Here is a 14,661-nt window from a genome sequence, read left to right as displayed (position 1 = left end):
AAAACCGAATACACGTGGGCAGTTATACCTTCATTTTCATTAAAATTTACTTGCAATAGAGGGAGTGTCCATACACGATCAGATCGTAAATTCCTGATTAAGTTCAATTGAATTACGCAACAAAGCCTTCGCCATCGGTAATGCCGAACTGCCATACCAACAAGAGCTGTTGGAGAATGTCATCGACCCCATTGATAATGAGGGCCTGACCAGATCCATTACCATGGAGGTTTTGTCGATAGCCCTTTGGCGTTCCAAAACACTGATCAACAAATTGACTAAAGAGGATCTCGGGGCTTTATCCAGAAACTTATATGGCTGCCTTGAGTTCGACTTTCAGAAGGTTGTGAATGATGGAAAAGGATATCAGATAGCGACTCTCTGTAAGCATTTGGAGCTTCTTCTTGCACTCCTAAGAAGTCGAGGGATTGAGGGTGAAGAGTTCAAAATGATTTTCGCCCCGGATAATGATCTGACCAAAAAATATGTGACCTTGGTAGATGATGTTTCCAGAATAGTATTTGATAGTGACATCGAACTGAAGTCCCGAATCAGCCTTCAAATAGAAAAGCCGGAAATGTTCCGCAACACACCCGATCTGCTATATGCATTGCGGATGTACCTAACGGGAGATGCTGGTGCAAGCGCGATAGGAGTTACATCTGTTTCAGATGACTAGATAGTTAAAGTCAAGTTAACTAAGTTCTATTTCTTATTACCTATCTTGTTATCTTCTTCTTAGTGAACCTTCACACTATAGTGTCGGAGGTTCACTATGTTCAAAAACCTATTTTTTCAAGCCAAAGCACTACCAGAGCTGTCATCTCAACTCGATACTGAAATTCCACGCTACCCGCCATTCCTGAAGGGGTTGCTAGCTGCGTCACCTGAGGATTTGCAGTCCACACAAGACGAGCTAATTGCCAAACTGCGCCAGGTACTTGGCTTTAATCTGCGTGATTTTCAAAGGCTAATCCAGCCCTGCATTGATCATCTGGCGGCTTATGTTCATTTGTTGCCAGCTTCTGAGCATCATCACCACAGTGGGGCTGGTGGTTTATTACGTCATTCGTTGGAAGTTGCTTTCTGGGCGGCACAAGCAGCGGAAGGGATCATCTTTGTTGCCAGTGGCACACCTGTTGAGAAAAAAGAGCTTGAACCAAGGTGGCGTGTTGCGGCGGCATTAGGCGGTTTGTTCCATGATATTGGTAAACCCGTTTCAGACTTGTCCATCACGGACGAAGATGGACGCTATCAGTGGAACCCTTTTTTAGAAACCTTATCCCAGTGGAACACAAACAACAATATTGAACGCTATTTCATTCGCTGGCGCGACGGACGGTGCAAGCGACACGAGCAATTTTCAATTCTGGTGTTAAACCGGGTGATGACACCTGAATTGCTCGCCTGGTTAACTCAACCTGGCCCTGAAATTTTGCAAGCCATGCTGGAAGCAATTGGCAATACCGATCCCGAGCATGTCCTGTCTAAACTGGTCATTGAAGCTGACCAAACCAGTGTCCAGCGAGACCTGAAAGCGCAACGAATTTCCGTTGACGACAATGCCCTTGGTGTCCCAGTCGAACGCTATCTACTTGATGCCATGAGGCGATTACTTGCCAGTTCGCAGTGGCTGGTCAATCAGCGAGACGCCAGAGTCTGGTTACGAAAATCGAATCAATCAACCAATCTTTACCTGGTTTGGAAAAGTGCCGCTAAGGACATCATTGAGCTATTGGCCAGAGACAAGATACCTGGCATTCCACGAGATCCCGATACCCTTGCGGACATCCTCATTGAGCGAGGACTGGCCACTAAATCCGTCGCAAATGAGCGATATGAAAGTCTTGCCCCCGAAGTGCTGATCAAAGACGACAAGCCAATCTGGTTACCCATGCTGCATATATCTGAGGCCGATTTATTGTTCAGCTCGAATGTGCCAAGTAGCGTAACGCTGTTCAGCAAATCTGAGTGGGAAGCAACACAGCAAACACAAGCAGAGCCTCAGAGTCGCACCAGTGAGCATTCAGGCTTGCCTGAAGAGTCATCATCAATTGAACACAGCAATTCTGCTGAGTCGCCATGGATAAAATCGTCCGAACAAGAAAATGAACTTCGTCATGCCAGTGATGTTAATCACCTTCAGGCAACTGAAAATGCTCCAGGTGATGAATGCGAAAAGCCTAACGATTCAAAAGAGGCTGCTATCGCAAATAACGCAAAACAGCACGATGCAGAAGCATTGAATCTCCCTGAATCTTTGGCGTGGCTCCCAGAGGCCAGCAGTACGCTGGTTGTGGTAGGTGAGCAAGTCCTGATCCGCTATCCCGATGCCGTAAGGCCTTGGTGTGCTCCTCGAAAACTGCTTGCTGAACTCAGTCGATTAGATTGGCTTGAACTAGATCCTGCAAACCCGACACGTAAGGCTAGAACTGTGACTACGAAAGGTGGCGTTCAGGAGCAAGGGTTACTGTTAAAAGTATCGATTTCTAAAGGGCTTACTGCACTGATAGACCCCTCCAATCAAGACGCAGAATCAGTGTCAGCAATTCAGAACGAAGATGCTTCACAGCGTCCGAGTCGAACTGAGACAACCAATGCCCAAGCAAAGGAGCCCGCCACAAGAGCGGAGCGTAAGCAAAAGCCGATAGCGCCCAATACGAACTCATGTACAGACCCCAAACACGCACAGCGCCAACAGATGGTTAATTTTGTGAAAGATTTGCCCATCTTACTGACCGATGGCGATTACCCAGACGTGGATCATAGTGCCGAAGGTATTCGCGTCACGATTCAAACCTTACGCCAAGTCGCCAATGAGCATGGCATTCCAGCCGGACAGCTGCTTCGGGGGATCTCGGCCAGTGACCAATGCCAGTTTGATGAGGGGGAAACGGTTCTGTTTACCGCTCACGCTAAACGTTAATCCATTAGAAATTAATCGGATTGCAAACGGTTATTTTGCGGAGCATGAATGAAAGAAAACGCATACGAAATGCCCTGGCGTACGAACTATGAGGCCATGGCAGCAGCAGGTTGGCTGGTTGGGGCCACAGGGGCAATTGCCGCAGAAGTGCTGACTGAGCTACCACCTGAGCCATTTTGGTGGATGACAGGGATTTCCTCGGGCATGGCGTTGTACCGCCTGCCTGAGGCTTACCGTCTTCATAAGTTGCAGAAGGGATTAAAAGGTAAGCCATTGGCATTTATGGCGCTGTCGCATTTGCAAAAGGTGATGGCAAAACATCCTGATGAATTGTGGTTAGGGTATGGCTTTGAGTGGGACCAACGCCATGCCCAACGCGCTTATGAAATCTTAAAGCGGGATAAGCAAACCTTGCTGAACCAAGGTCACGGCAAACAAATGGGTTCGGTCTGGATTCATGGTGTCGAGCCCAAAGAAGAAGATGTGTATCAGCCAGTTGGTCACACTGAGGGGCACACCTTAATTGTCGGTACGACCGGTGCCGGAAAAACCCGATGCTTTGATGCGATGATCACCCAGGCCATTTTGCGCAATGAAGCCGTGATTATTATTGACCCTAAGGGAGACAAGGAACTTAAGGATAATGCGCAGCGAGCCTGTATTGCCGCCGGTAGTCCTGAGCGCTTTGTGTATTTTCATCCGGGTTTTCCTGAGCATTCAGTACGCCTTAATCCCCTGAGAAACTTTAACCGGGGTACTGAAATCGCCAGCCGAATTGCGGCCTTAATCCCATCCGAAACCGGTGCTGATCCATTTAAAGCTTTTGGCCAAATGGCACTGAATAACATAGTGCAAGGTTTGTTGCTTACTTCACAACGTCCTGATCTGAAAACACTGAGACGATTCTTGGAAGGTGGCCCAGAAGGTTTGGTAGTAAAAGCCGTCACAGCTTGGGGTGAGCAGGTGTATCCGAACTTTAGTGTGGAGATTAAACGCTTTACCGAAAAGGCCAATACCTTGGCAAAACAAGCCATGGCGATGCTGCTTTTTTACTACGAACGCATTCAGCCCATTGCCGCTAATACTGATTTGGAAGGCCTTTTGAGCATGTTTGAGCATGACAGAACCCACTATTCAAAGATGGTGGCCTCATTGATGCCGGTGCTCAATATGCTCACCTCAAGTGAGCTTGGCCCACTGCTATCACCTATTGCAAACGATGTGGATGACAGCCGGTTAATTACGGATTCTGGCCGTATTATCAACAATGCCCAAGTGGCGTATATCGGCTTGGATTCATTGACCGACGCCATGGTTGGCAGCGCCATTGGTTCGTTGCTTTTATCCGATCTCACCGCCGTGGCCGGTGACCGCTATAACTATGGTGTTGATAATCGTCCCGTAAATATCTTCATCGATGAGGCGGCTGAAGTCGTCAACGATCCCTTCATTCAACTGCTCAACAAAGGCCGTGGCGCAAAAATGCGTTGTGTGATTGCTACTCAGACCTTTGCTGACTTTGCCGCTCGTACAGGCAGTGAAGCTAAGGCTCGCCAGGTGTTAGGTAACATCAACAACTTGATAGCCCTTCGGGTGATGGATGCCGAAACACAGCAGTACATTACCGACAATCTGCCTAAGACTCGGTTGCAGTACATCATGCAAACTCAAGGTATGTCGTCCAACTCGGACAGCCCCGCGTTGTTTACCGGCAATCATGGCGAGCGCTTGATGGAGGAAGAAGGCGATATGTTTCCACCGCAGTTATTAGGCCAGCTTCCCAACCTGGAGTACATCGCCAAGCTTTCAGGTGGCCGCGTGATCAAAGGCCGCATTCCTATTTTAACCAGCTCTACACAGGCAGCATAAGGAGTCTGTATGCATCATTCTGTCTGTCTGAAAATGACAACACTTACCAGTAAAGAAATGCTCGCTCAGTGGCAGCAACATAACCCCCAGTTCAAGGAAACCTTAAGACTACTTGAAACCGACTGGCCTCATGCTTTGGCTTCAGTGCACTGTTTGGCGGACTATTTAACGGATGCGTTCACGTTAGATGGCCATTTCATCTTTGATTTGTGTCTGTGTAATGGTTTAGGCAGTTATGAAGAAGTCAGTTGTGATGATGACAGTGTGCGCCTGTGGCATTTCATTGAGGCACTGACTTGGACTGCCGCCAGTGCTTTAACGGGGATTCGCCTGCGTGATCCTGACCATTTCGAATGGGCCGCCGTGGATGGTGTGTATTTCTACTCCTGGATTCGTAATCGTCCAAATCGGATGGCGTATTTGGCTGAAGGACACATCGATGTGCGTTATGTTAGTGGCCATACGACGACAAAGCGGCTTCAACAAGTGATTAAAGCCCGGACTATGACGCCAACCGTTTCAGCCATGCTGGCCCGAGTAGAAGAGGATGTTTGGCATGAGCAAGCATAAGTCGGTTTGGCTGCTGTGTCTGGCACTGATGCTGGAGATTATTGCCATTGGCGTGTTAGTGCCCGGTGATTGGACTGGCCGGGTCATTAGTAAAGAGAAGCAGATGATCCAAAATCAATTGGGCGCACAAACGAGCTATTGGATTGGTCAAACTAGCCATGGCTGGTATCAATCATGGGTTGTGGATACGCAGATGGAGCAATCTGTGCGTGATTTTCTAATCCCCACTGAAGAGCAGCGACTGCGCTCTAAAGGGATGGAGAACATGGGTGGCTTTTGGTTTGTCTGGGTGGAAGACCGTATTCAGGCATTTTTTGATGTGTTGTACCAAGTGTTCACTCGATTTGCTTTGCTGATGGTCTGGTTGCCCTTTGCGCTTATTCTCATGTTACCGGCGCTGTGGGACGGCTTGATGACCTGGAAAATTAAGAAGACAACCTTTGATTTTTCGAGCCCTATCATTCACCGCTACAGCATGATCATCCTGGGCTCAGGCGTCATTTTGCTGTTTATGGGATTGTTCGCCCCGTTGGCCATTCCACCTGTGATGTTACCGTCGCTGATCATCGGTTTAGCATTGATGGCAGGGTTGGCGTTAAGTCACTTGCAGAAGAAGATATGAGATCTAAATTAATAGTTGCCAAGACAGCATGATATGAATATCTGGCTTATTCCTGTCATGATTTGATTCGATTGTGAGTTTTATTCAAATCATGCTATGATTTGAATAGGCTGTTATTTAAATCAAAAGGCGACAAGATGTGGATCTGGCAACAAGCTGACTGGCCGAACTTTATCTGGGATGAAAAAGTCATTGAACCCAAGTTACGCGACATTCGCTTTCACCAAGGAATGTTGTTGGGCAAGATGTCGAGCCAATCTAAAGACCAAAGGCAAAGTATGTTAGACACGCTATTGGCGAACATTATTCATTCGAGTGCCATTGAAGGTGAGAAGCTCAATGCTTTTTCTGTTCGTTCGTCCTTGGCTAATAAGCTCGGTCTTTCTGAAGAAAAACCATTTCCAACCACTGAACGCACTGATGGCCTTGCAGAAATAATGTTAGATGCGGTAGAGAATTTAGACTCGCCGCTCTCACTTGAGAGAATATTACAATGGCATAAACGACTGTTTCCTGAGGGCTACACCTTGTTCAACCCTGTGATAGGAGGGCAGTTACGCGGCGAAGAGCCTATGCAGGTAGTGTCGGGTAGGATTGATAAACCCACGGTGCATTTTGAAGCGCCGAGCCGAGATGTGCTTGAGTCCGAACTAGACGTGTTTATTCGCTGGTTTAATGACTCTCGTGAGGACCCAGCTTTAGATCCATTGCTTAGAGCTGCGATAACACATCTTTGGTTCGTGACGCTCCATCCTTTAGATGACGGCAATGGGAGGATCACCCGCTTACTCACTGATTTGGCGCTGGCCCAGGCTGAACGTCAATCTGTCCGTTTCTATGCAATGTCAGTGGCGATTTTAGCCAACCGTAAAAGCTACTACGGAATATTAGAGCAATCCCAGAAAGGTGAACTTGATATTACTGCTTGGCTTATGTGGTTTTTAAACACCTTAGGTGAAACATTCACCAATGTGCTCGAAGAAATCGACCAAACGGTTTTTAAAACAAACTTCTGGCGAAATGTCGATCAAACGCGACTGTCCTCGGAACAAGTAAAAGTGCTCAATCGAATGCTTGATGGGGATTTTGACCAAGGCATTAATACGTCGCAATATCATAAAGTGGCGAAAGTGAGTAAACCAACCGCGTCTCGTCATTTAGCGGCGTTGGTCGAGCTTGGTTGCTTGGTAAAAAGTGATGCTGGGGGCAGGAGTACTCGTTATAAGCTGGCGCTCTTGAGTTGAAAACACGAGTATTGAGAAAATATGCCAATAGAACTAGTGACAGTTTGTACTAGCTTAAGGTTTACGTGTTCGAGCGTTTTTGTGTGTAAGTTGACGCTCGATGAGTGAAAATTCGTGACTGAGTTTATGATATTCACGTGCAACACTTTGATTTTTAAGTGCCTTTCCTTTCAATGTTTTTAGAGACATCAATTTTATCCCAATGCTAGTTCATAAGGCTGGACGTGTAACGAGGCCTTTTGATTTTTGAGTACTGATAAATCATAAGCATTTTGCAGGCGCAACCATTGCTCAGCAGAGGGTTTAGCAAAAGCCAGTTCCAAGCGTACGGCCATTTCTGGAGTAATTGCACCTTGTCCGTTTAATACCTTGGATAGTGTTTTACGGCTTACATTCAAGTGCTTTGCAACACCGGTAATCGTTAACTCTAACGGCTCGATGACCAACTCTTTTAATATCTCACCAGGGTGAGCGGGGTTATGCATAGTCATGAGTGATAATCCTCGTAGTTAACAATTTCAGCCTCAAGTCTATTGAATCTGAACGAAACGTGCCAATTATCGTGCACTAATTCTAACCCTTAAGGTTGCGATATCAATATGATTGTAAGAGCTGAATCACTAAGCCACCTCAAAACCTTCAAGAATTCGGCATCTAGCTGACCACTGAAGCTGCCAATCCCGAGGCATCCTTCACTTCTCAATTCAAACAACGAGGAGTGACTATGGAACCTGTGAGTATTCCGTCCTATATCGATGACCCGCCGCACTTCCTGCTTTGGAGTGCCGATGAGATGGCTCCCATTCTGTTGGGGCTAGTGATCGGCATTTTTACCGGTAATGCCTTGGTTTTATGCCTGTTGGGGTTGGTGACAACCAAACTCTATCGGCGTTTTCGTGATGGTCGCCCAGATGGTTTTATTCTTCACGCCATCTACTGGGCTGGACTGTTGCCAACCAAAGCCAAGACGATCCCTAACCCATTTATCAGGAGCTATCTGCCGTGAAGTTCGACGTGTTTTTAAAATCATGGCAAGGCACGCAATTAGAGAACCGATGGCAACGGTTTCTGATTGCAGTGCTGCTGCTATCTAACTTGCTGCTTGCGGTTGCGGCATTTTCTCGTAATACCGTAGTGGCCATTCAACCGCCAACCTTGTCTGAAACGGCTGAAGTGTCACGAAACCAGGCTACTCAACCTTACCTGGAGTCCTGGGGGCTCTACCTGGCTGAGCTTATGGGCAACGTGACGCCGGGTAATGTGTCTTTTATCCGGGTTGCTATTGAGCCGCTACTTTCTCCAGCGGTGTACCAGCAAGTGGTCGATGCACTGGAGATTCAGGCAAGACAAATCCGGGAAGACCGAGTCACGCTCAAATTCCAACCCAGACAAGTGGAGTATGAGTATGAAACCGGCCATGTCTTTGTGACCGGTTATTCCTTGGTCTCTGGACCATCTGGAGATGAACAGCGCCAAACTCGCACCTATGAGTTTGACATCGATATTGAGCAATACCGTCCAAAGCTCAGTTGGATGGATACGTATGAGGGGCAAGCTAGAACGAAGCGAGTTCGTGAAAAGTTGACCCAAGAGCAAAACCGGAGGGTGAATGATGCGAACCAAAATTAGTCGATGGATGACACCAAGCTTAATCGCAATGAGCTTGAGTGGCGTCCTGTTATCTCAAGCGTCGTATGCAGACGTGGAATTGCCGATTGTGCCAGCCAGTGTGATGAAGCAGTCCGCTACAGCAAATCCACCGACTCAAACCAATACGGCTTCAACGGATGTGCCAGCAACGCTACTGATGACACCGGGGGTTAATGAACTGATCCCTGTCGCACTTGGCCATCTGAATCGGATTGTGACGCCGTTTGAATCGCCTCAGGTGAGAACAACCAGTGATGCTAAGACGCAAATCAAGGGGAATGTTGTATATGTGGCCACGGACAAAGAATCACCGGTTTCACTTTACATCACTCCGCCTGGTCAGGAAGCGCCTGCGTTATCTGTCACCTTAGTACCTCGTCGTATTCCACCGCGTGAAATCACCTTAGCTATTGATGGTCAGCAGTGGCCTATTAAGGGCGTCGTGAACCGAAAAGCCGCCACTTGGGAAACGGCTCAGCCATACGTCGATAGCCTACGTGATTTACTCAGACGACTTGCACTAAATGAACTACCACAAGGCTATGACATCCGTTTGGCTGGCCAAACTGACACAAGCCCGAAATGTTTTCAGCCGGGCTTAAAGTTTGGTTTTAAGCAGGGGCAAATTGTGACGGGACATTACTTCACCGTCTATGTAGGACTGGTTGAAAGCTTTGCCGATGAGCCGATAGAAGCCAGTGAAATAGCTTGTCATGCACCAGATATAGTGGCAAGCGCCTACTGGCCTCGCAATATCTTGTTGCCGGGTGAAAAGACTGAGTTGTATGTGGTTGTTCGCAATCATCGTGAAGAAGCGGTGGAAAGTCAGCGACCTTCGCTTCTTGTGGGAGGTGAGCTTTGATGAAAGCACAATGGGAACAAATGAGCCCGAACATGAAGCGGGGTCTATCGGTTGCTGGTATTGCTGGTGGTCTCATCCTTATGGTGATGGTGTTTTCACCTAATCCTGACGATGGCTCAAGCAGTCGGAACCGGCAGGAAACGATCCGGCACATTCTTACGGATACCAATACTCGTGATGTTGGGGTCGATAGTTTGGCTGCAAATTTAAAACTACTCAGTGAGCGCAACGAACAGTTACGTCGTGAAGTTGAGCGCTTGCGTCGTGACGTCGATTCAGGACGGCTAAGCCCAGGTTCGCCTTCAATACCAAGTGAGGTTAATGCGGAGTTGGCTCGGCTTAGAGCGGAGCTTGATGATGTTCGCGCTGGAGGTGATTCAGTAGCTGAAGGCACAAATAGCCGTTTTGAAGTGCCTTTATCTGCCATGGAATTGCCTAAAGAAGAAAAGCCACTGCCGTCTAACCCAGACGACTATTTTGCCAATGCGCCGCTGCCTGATCCGCTCTATCAGCAGCCAGCCAATGGCCAAGGTACACGAGCACGAGATGTTCCATTGCCGCCAATCACGATTCGTATGATTGAGCCTGAAGTGGTTGCTGAACCAGAAGTTGTAGTGCAAGAAGCGCCGCCTTTGTATTTACCGGCGGGCAGCATCATCTCAGGTACTTTGATCACGGGTTTGGATGCTCCTACTCACGAGTCTGCAAGACGTGAACCTTTTCCTGCATTGCTGAGGATTCAAAAGGAAGCCATTTTACCCAACCGATTTAGAGCGGATATCAAAGAGTGTTTCTTGATCGCCGCAGGTTACGGTGATTTGAGCTCTGAGCGTGCTTATTTGCGAGGCGAGACCATTTCATGTGTGAGAGAAGATGGTGGCGTCATTGAAACGCGACTGGATTCTTATGCCGTGGGTGAAGACGGCAAAGCAGGTATTCGTGGCCGATTGGTGTCGAAACAAGGCCAGCTGGTGGCCAAATCAATGATGGCCGGATTCCTTCAGGGCTTGGCAGGCGCATTTGATGTAAATCCTGTACCGACGATTCAGACGGGTAATGCCGGTGATACTCAGTTGTACCAGCAAGTCATGAGCCAAGAAGCATTACAAGGCGCTGCGATTAAAGGCACTGGTAAAGCATTGGATCGAGTGGCCAAGTTCTATTTGGACATGGCTGAAAATATGTTCCCAGTCATAGAGGTAGACGCTGCAAGGAAAATTGAAGTCATCGTCACTCGTGGGGCCTCATTGTCATTGGCCACTTCACAAGGGGTAGGTGCAAGAAGATGAAAAAATCCTGCATGTTGCTAACCGATCGAAGTCCGTTTCAGACAATAAGATGTGTATCCAGAGGAGAGTTAACCATGACGACATCAATGCAGAACAACCCAAAGCACCAGTCAAAACAGTGGTCTAAAGCTGGATTACTTTTATTGGCAGTCGGCTCAACCTTATTGTCTGGCTGTAGTTCATTGGGTCTCGGGAGTAGTGAATATGGATGCCCAGGTATGCCTGACGGTGTGCGCTGTTTATCCGCTCGTGAAGTCTATGAGCTTACCAGTAATGGCGCTGCACCCAAGACGATTGATGCTGTGGCGACTCGAATTGGTTCTCCCTCTGGGTATTCACAATCTGATTTAGAGACAGGACTGCTGAGCCATCCAGCATTACCTGAGACGCAGCAATCTGCACCTATTCGCATTCCTTCAAGGGTGATGCGAATTTGGATTGCGCCTTGGGAGGATGACCGTGGAGATCTGAATTTATCCAGCTACGTGTTTACCGAAATTGAACCGCGCCGGTGGGATATTGGGGGGTCAGCACCTCGAACGGTTTCGCCAGTGCTACGTCCACTTCAGACTCAAAGCGATTCAGCCTCAGCGGGAGCTGATGGTAAGCGCGATAACTTGAGTATCTACGGAGAAACTAACGAATGACAAATGCAGTTCGCACCATTCAAACTCAGCGCCTAATGACCATTGGAGCGCTTGGTTTAATGGCGTTAATGATTTCGGAGCCCTCATTTGCGGGCACCGGTGGTGATGCTTTCACTGATGTGTGGGATACCCTAAAAGATTGGACCCAAGGTACTTTGGGACGGATCGTAGCGGGAGCCATGGTTCTGGTGGGTATTGTGGGCGGTATCGCTCGCCAAAGCTTGATGGCTTTTGCCTTGGGCATTGGTGGCGGTATGGGTCTCTACAATACGCCAACCGTCGTTGAAAGTGTTATGTCTGCAACCTTACCTGTTGTTGCTAGCACTCCAGAAGTCATTGGCACAACAGTTCCAGCAATCAGCGCCGTTTTACTGGGCACCTGATAATATAGACGGCTTCTCTTGTGCAAGGGGAGCCGTCATCTCAGTCTATCGACAATGATTTTTCGATATCGCAGATCCTTGCCATGAGTACTAAAGGATCAAACGTCGATTCTTTGAAGCCAAATTTCTTGTAGAACGTTTGCGCACTACCATCAATAGCATGGACTAAGATTCCTGCTCCACCGACAGCGTTCATTGCTTGTACTGAGCGAATGATACAATCTTTTAAAAGACCGGCTGCAATGCCTTGACCTTGATGGGCTTTATCTACTCCAAGCCTGGCTAGAATCACCATGGGAATGGGATCTGGACTATTTCTTCTTAATGAACTGAAAGCTTGCTCTCTGGAAACTGATCCCATGGCAATGGCATAGTACCCAATCACTTGATGGACTTCAGTGTCATTGACCACATACACTCTCGCGGTTCCCCGCTTTTGACTCTTTAACGCCTGCTTTCTTAACCAAGTATCGAGTTCTTCGATGCCACATTGAAAGGCGTTAATCTCGTGATCAGCAGTGAGTAGGGTTGGTGCACTTATTCCCAAGGCGCTTTCCTTTTAAACAGATCTTTCATACCTTCAAGAGTCTGTGGCTCCGCACGAAGTTCGTTATCAAACGCTTCAAAAGCCTTTGCTTCTAGAACAAAATCCCGCTGTTCTGCCAGTATACTATGCGCTTCATTGAGCGCTGCTTGCTGAATGAATACGGTTCTATCGACTTTCTTTAAACTTGCTGCGGCATCGATGATGTCTCTTACCGATGGCAGTACTCGCATGTTGATTGGGGCTGTCTTTGTAGCCATGACACCATCCTCCGTATATCTACTTAATACACAGTTTAAACGGTTTTAGCGTGTAGTCAATAGATACACGCGGTGTTGTTCTTGGAACTTTGAGAGTTGGTTAGTTGTATTTCGACGGTATGTAACTATTTTTGGTTTAAACCATTGTGAAATTTAACACCTAGAGTATGAAAAAATAGACTTAAGTAAACCAGGGGTCTAGCAGGGAGGAACCTTTCAACTTTCAGAATGATAGCTATACCTTTACTAATAATGCGTAACAACAAGTGGCACCCTAGCAAGGCACCCAATTCTTCAATCTATCTAACCGAGTCCACATAGGTGTAAAAAAAACGGGCTCAGCTAAACCGGTTGGCTAGCAACGGCGTTTCTATCATCGCTTGTCGGCGATAAAAGTGTTATGTCTGCAACCTTACCTGTTGTTGCCAGCACTCAAGAAGTCATTGGCACAACAGTTCCAGCAATCAGCGCTGTTTTACTGGGCACCTGATAAACTCAAAATATGCCTTTAAAAGGTTTGGGTCTACAAAGTCACTGCTTTGTGGGCCTTATTTTTTATCAGGATTGGCTTATTTGATCAGTCTTGGTGGGTAAATCTGTTTAACTTCAAGCACAATGCTCCTCCCTTTATGTACGCCTTTAGGTGATGTTGTTAGTTCATAAAGCCCAGAGACGGAACCATTTTCTTTATGGCGTTTTGAAAGTTCATGTTTCAACTTGTTGACTTTTAGTTTTGTTGGATTTGTTCCCTGAAAATGGCTCAATGCCTCAAGAGAACATAGTTGTCTTATGTGATCTATGATGCCCATACCAACAATAAAATCATACCGTTCAAAGCTCATCCACTTTAAACTCTCTGCAATCAGATCAATGTATTCGTTTAAGCGAATGATGCTTTCTTCCGGGGTCGTAGGACCTAAGCGAATAATATTTCCACCACCGTCAACAGTATCACGTATTTTCCAGATGGGTTCATAGTGGCCAACCCTGTTTCTAAAGTCCTTTATAAATTTAAATCGATGATGTAATGCAGTCCTTGTTGCGTTCGTGCTTTTTGCATTTGGGAATACTTGTGGAATCAATGTCGGCCAAAGTTTGGTATTTTTCACTGGGTCATCGTAGTTCTGCGTAAGTAAATTAACCCAAAAGCCAAAGCTCAAAGATGCTACAACGGTATCTGAAGAAGGTCTGGGAGTAATTGGTGTTTTACGATCTTTTTTCAGGTATTGCTTCTCAGCCTCTTTTTTCGCAGAGGGGAATTTCTTCATTAAAAACCATTCTTTGTTTCCACTGAAATGGCCGGATGCAGCTGAATGAATTGAATTTCGTAAAGTAATTTCAGTCGCCTGAAGAAGGGGGTAAAATGCTGTTGATAAGGACTTATTCCAAAGATACGTTCCAAGAGCTTCAGCATCATTTTGACAGCTGAAGTATCTGCGGTAGGTGTCCAATCGGGACTTCGAAAGCGTTACCTCTAGTGCGTTGATGAACGCTTGATCTACTTGCAAATCTTTATCTCCAATCCTATACTGTGTCTGTAAGTCCTAGATACACCCCCTCCGAGCATCGGCTCGTGATATGGCTCTAGGGCAGAATCTGACTAGAAATTGCTTTAAAATCATAGGTTTTTTGGCGAAATCTAGAAGAATTTGAAGAGGCTGCTGAAAGGCGGCCTTTTTCATTTCTGCTCGTTATAAGCTGTACACTGTTTATTCCTCCTAATTCTAACAGTTATTTCCAAATAGTTAAGCACCCTAGCAAGGCATCCAATTCTTCAATCTATCTAACCGAGTCC

16 protein-coding genes are annotated in these 14,661 nt (G+C 46.9%); 12 read left to right on the top strand and 4 right to left on the bottom strand.

Going from position 1 to position 14,661, the window contains the following annotated elements:
- The first annotated feature begins 169 nt into the window (after nucleotides 1-169).
- The 6 genes from R7Z41_RS11370 to R7Z41_RS11345 all read left to right on the top strand — a co-directional run bounded on the left by R7Z41_RS11370 (nucleotide 170) and on the right by R7Z41_RS11345 (nucleotide 7,231).
- Nucleotides 170-679, top strand: coding sequence for a hypothetical protein (locus tag R7Z41_RS11370; RefSeq protein ID WP_213869451.1), 510 nt, complete (start codon nucleotides 170-172; stop codon nucleotides 677-679).
- Nucleotides 680-775: 96 nt separating this feature from the next.
- Complete coding sequence (mobH, locus tag R7Z41_RS11365) at nucleotides 776-2,926, top strand: MobH family relaxase (protein WP_213916558.1); 2,151 nt, start codon at nucleotides 776-778, stop codon at nucleotides 2,924-2,926.
- 48 nt (nucleotides 2,927-2,974) lie between these two features.
- Nucleotides 2,975-4,795, top strand: a complete 1,821-nt coding sequence (gene traD, locus R7Z41_RS11360) for a conjugative transfer system coupling protein TraD (RefSeq protein ID WP_213916557.1) — start codon at nucleotides 2,975-2,977, stop codon at nucleotides 4,793-4,795.
- 9 nt (nucleotides 4,796-4,804) lie between these two features.
- Nucleotides 4,805-5,365 carry a conjugative transfer protein gene (locus tag R7Z41_RS11355; RefSeq protein ID WP_262678528.1) on the top strand — a complete coding sequence of 187 codons (561 nt, stop codon included), beginning with the start codon at nucleotides 4,805-4,807 and terminating at the stop codon, nucleotides 5,363-5,365.
- Complete coding sequence (locus R7Z41_RS11350) at nucleotides 5,352-5,987, top strand: DUF4400 domain-containing protein (RefSeq protein ID WP_262678526.1); 636 nt, start codon at nucleotides 5,352-5,354, stop codon at nucleotides 5,985-5,987. The genes R7Z41_RS11355 and R7Z41_RS11350 overlap by 14 nt, the downstream gene beginning before the upstream one ends.
- Before the next feature lie 137 nt (nucleotides 5,988-6,124).
- A complete protein-coding gene (locus tag R7Z41_RS11345) occupies nucleotides 6,125-7,231 on the top strand; it encodes a Fic family protein (protein WP_262678524.1) in 1,107 nt (368 codons plus the stop codon).
- 194 nt (nucleotides 7,232-7,425) lie between these two features.
- Here the strand turns inward: R7Z41_RS11345 and R7Z41_RS11340 are convergent, their stop codons facing one another.
- Complete coding sequence (locus R7Z41_RS11340; RefSeq protein WP_262678522.1) at nucleotides 7,426-7,722, bottom strand: HigA family addiction module antitoxin; 297 nt, start codon at nucleotides 7,720-7,722, stop codon at nucleotides 7,426-7,428.
- A 233-nt stretch (nucleotides 7,723-7,955) separates the two neighbouring features.
- Between R7Z41_RS11340 and traL the strand changes: the two genes are divergently transcribed.
- The 6 genes from traL (at nucleotide 7,956) to traA (ending at nucleotide 12,062) form a co-directional block, all read left to right on the top strand.
- The gene (gene traL, locus R7Z41_RS11335) at nucleotides 7,956-8,237 is read left to right on the top strand and encodes a type IV conjugative transfer system protein TraL (RefSeq protein ID WP_000433891.1); all 282 of its coding nucleotides are present in this window, start codon (nucleotides 7,956-7,958) and stop codon (nucleotides 8,235-8,237) included.
- A complete protein-coding gene (locus R7Z41_RS11330) occupies nucleotides 8,234-8,860 on the top strand; it encodes a TraE/TraK family type IV conjugative transfer system protein (protein WP_119908964.1) in 627 nt (208 codons plus the stop codon). Before traL ends, R7Z41_RS11330 begins: the two co-directional genes overlap by 4 nt.
- On the top strand, nucleotides 8,844-9,743 hold the full coding sequence (locus R7Z41_RS11325) for a type-F conjugative transfer system secretin TraK (RefSeq protein ID WP_262678632.1): 900 nt from the start codon (nucleotides 8,844-8,846) through the stop codon (nucleotides 9,741-9,743). The genes R7Z41_RS11330 and R7Z41_RS11325 overlap by 17 nt, the downstream gene beginning before the upstream one ends.
- Complete coding sequence (locus R7Z41_RS11320) at nucleotides 9,743-11,032, top strand: TraB/VirB10 family protein (RefSeq protein WP_262678516.1); 1,290 nt, start codon at nucleotides 9,743-9,745, stop codon at nucleotides 11,030-11,032. The genes R7Z41_RS11325 and R7Z41_RS11320 overlap by 1 nt, the downstream gene beginning before the upstream one ends.
- Nucleotides 11,033-11,106: 74 nt before the next feature.
- The gene (gene traV, locus R7Z41_RS11315) at nucleotides 11,107-11,679 is read left to right on the top strand and encodes a type IV conjugative transfer system lipoprotein TraV (RefSeq protein ID WP_213916552.1); all 573 of its coding nucleotides are present in this window, start codon (nucleotides 11,107-11,109) and stop codon (nucleotides 11,677-11,679) included.
- The gene (gene traA, locus R7Z41_RS11310) at nucleotides 11,676-12,062 is read left to right on the top strand and encodes a TraA family conjugative transfer protein (RefSeq protein ID WP_136249862.1); all 387 of its coding nucleotides are present in this window, start codon (nucleotides 11,676-11,678) and stop codon (nucleotides 12,060-12,062) included. The genes traV and traA overlap by 4 nt, the downstream gene beginning before the upstream one ends.
- A gap of 40 nt (nucleotides 12,063-12,102) precedes the next feature.
- Here the strand turns inward: traA and R7Z41_RS11305 are convergent, their stop codons facing one another.
- From R7Z41_RS11305 to R7Z41_RS11295, 3 genes are all read right to left on the bottom strand, one after another.
- Nucleotides 12,103-12,609 (bottom strand): GNAT family N-acetyltransferase, encoded by a 507-nt coding sequence (locus tag R7Z41_RS11305; RefSeq protein WP_055464769.1) that lies wholly within the window; start codon nucleotides 12,607-12,609, stop codon nucleotides 12,103-12,105.
- Nucleotides 12,600-12,866 (bottom strand): DUF1778 domain-containing protein, encoded by a 267-nt coding sequence (locus R7Z41_RS11300; RefSeq protein ID WP_000212004.1) that lies wholly within the window; start codon nucleotides 12,864-12,866, stop codon nucleotides 12,600-12,602. The genes R7Z41_RS11305 and R7Z41_RS11300 overlap by 10 nt, the downstream gene beginning before the upstream one ends.
- A 569-nt stretch (nucleotides 12,867-13,435) precedes the next feature.
- Nucleotides 13,436-14,374 carry an Abi family protein gene (locus R7Z41_RS11295; RefSeq protein WP_168710937.1) on the bottom strand — a complete coding sequence of 313 codons (939 nt, stop codon included), beginning with the start codon at nucleotides 14,372-14,374 and terminating at the stop codon, nucleotides 13,436-13,438.
- Between the last annotated feature and the right edge of the window lie 287 nt (nucleotides 14,375-14,661).

Origin of the sequence: Vibrio sp. 1457, from assembly GCF_033340195.1 — a bacterium.
Lineage (GTDB): Bacteria > Pseudomonadota > Gammaproteobacteria > Enterobacterales > Vibrionaceae > Vibrio > Vibrio alginolyticus.
Note: the sequence above shows the minus strand (reverse complement) of the source record. Positions and strands in the feature narration are given on the sequence as shown.

What these genes read in the sequence shown, in the direction of transcription:
- traA (WP_136249862.1), top strand. Translation starts at nt 11,676, where the DNA reads ATGACAAATGCAGTTCGCACCATTCAAACTCAGCGCCTAATGACCATT.
- R7Z41_RS11350 (WP_262678526.1), top strand. Translation starts at nt 5,352, where the DNA reads ATGAGCAAGCATAAGTCGGTTTGGCTGCTGTGTCTGGCACTGATGCTG.
- traV (WP_213916552.1), top strand. Translation starts at nt 11,107, where the DNA reads ATGACGACATCAATGCAGAACAACCCAAAGCACCAGTCAAAACAGTGG.
- traL (WP_000433891.1), top strand. Translation starts at nt 7,956, where the DNA reads ATGGAACCTGTGAGTATTCCGTCCTATATCGATGACCCGCCGCACTTC.
- R7Z41_RS11325 (WP_262678632.1), top strand. Translation starts at nt 8,844, where the DNA reads ATGCGAACCAAAATTAGTCGATGGATGACACCAAGCTTAATCGCAATG.
- traD (WP_213916557.1), top strand. Translation starts at nt 2,975, where the DNA reads ATGAAAGAAAACGCATACGAAATGCCCTGGCGTACGAACTATGAGGCC.
- R7Z41_RS11345 (WP_262678524.1), top strand. Translation starts at nt 6,125, where the DNA reads ATGTGGATCTGGCAACAAGCTGACTGGCCGAACTTTATCTGGGATGAA.
- R7Z41_RS11355 (WP_262678528.1), top strand. Translation starts at nt 4,805, where the DNA reads ATGCATCATTCTGTCTGTCTGAAAATGACAACACTTACCAGTAAAGAA.
- R7Z41_RS11320 (WP_262678516.1), top strand. Translation starts at nt 9,743, where the DNA reads ATGAAAGCACAATGGGAACAAATGAGCCCGAACATGAAGCGGGGTCTA.
- R7Z41_RS11300 (WP_000212004.1), bottom strand. Translation starts at nt 12,866, where the DNA reads ATGGCTACAAAGACAGCCCCAATCAACATGCGAGTACTGCCATCGGTA.
- mobH (WP_213916558.1), top strand. Translation starts at nt 776, where the DNA reads ATGTTCAAAAACCTATTTTTTCAAGCCAAAGCACTACCAGAGCTGTCA.
- R7Z41_RS11340 (WP_262678522.1), bottom strand. Translation starts at nt 7,722, where the DNA reads ATGACTATGCATAACCCCGCTCACCCTGGTGAGATATTAAAAGAGTTG.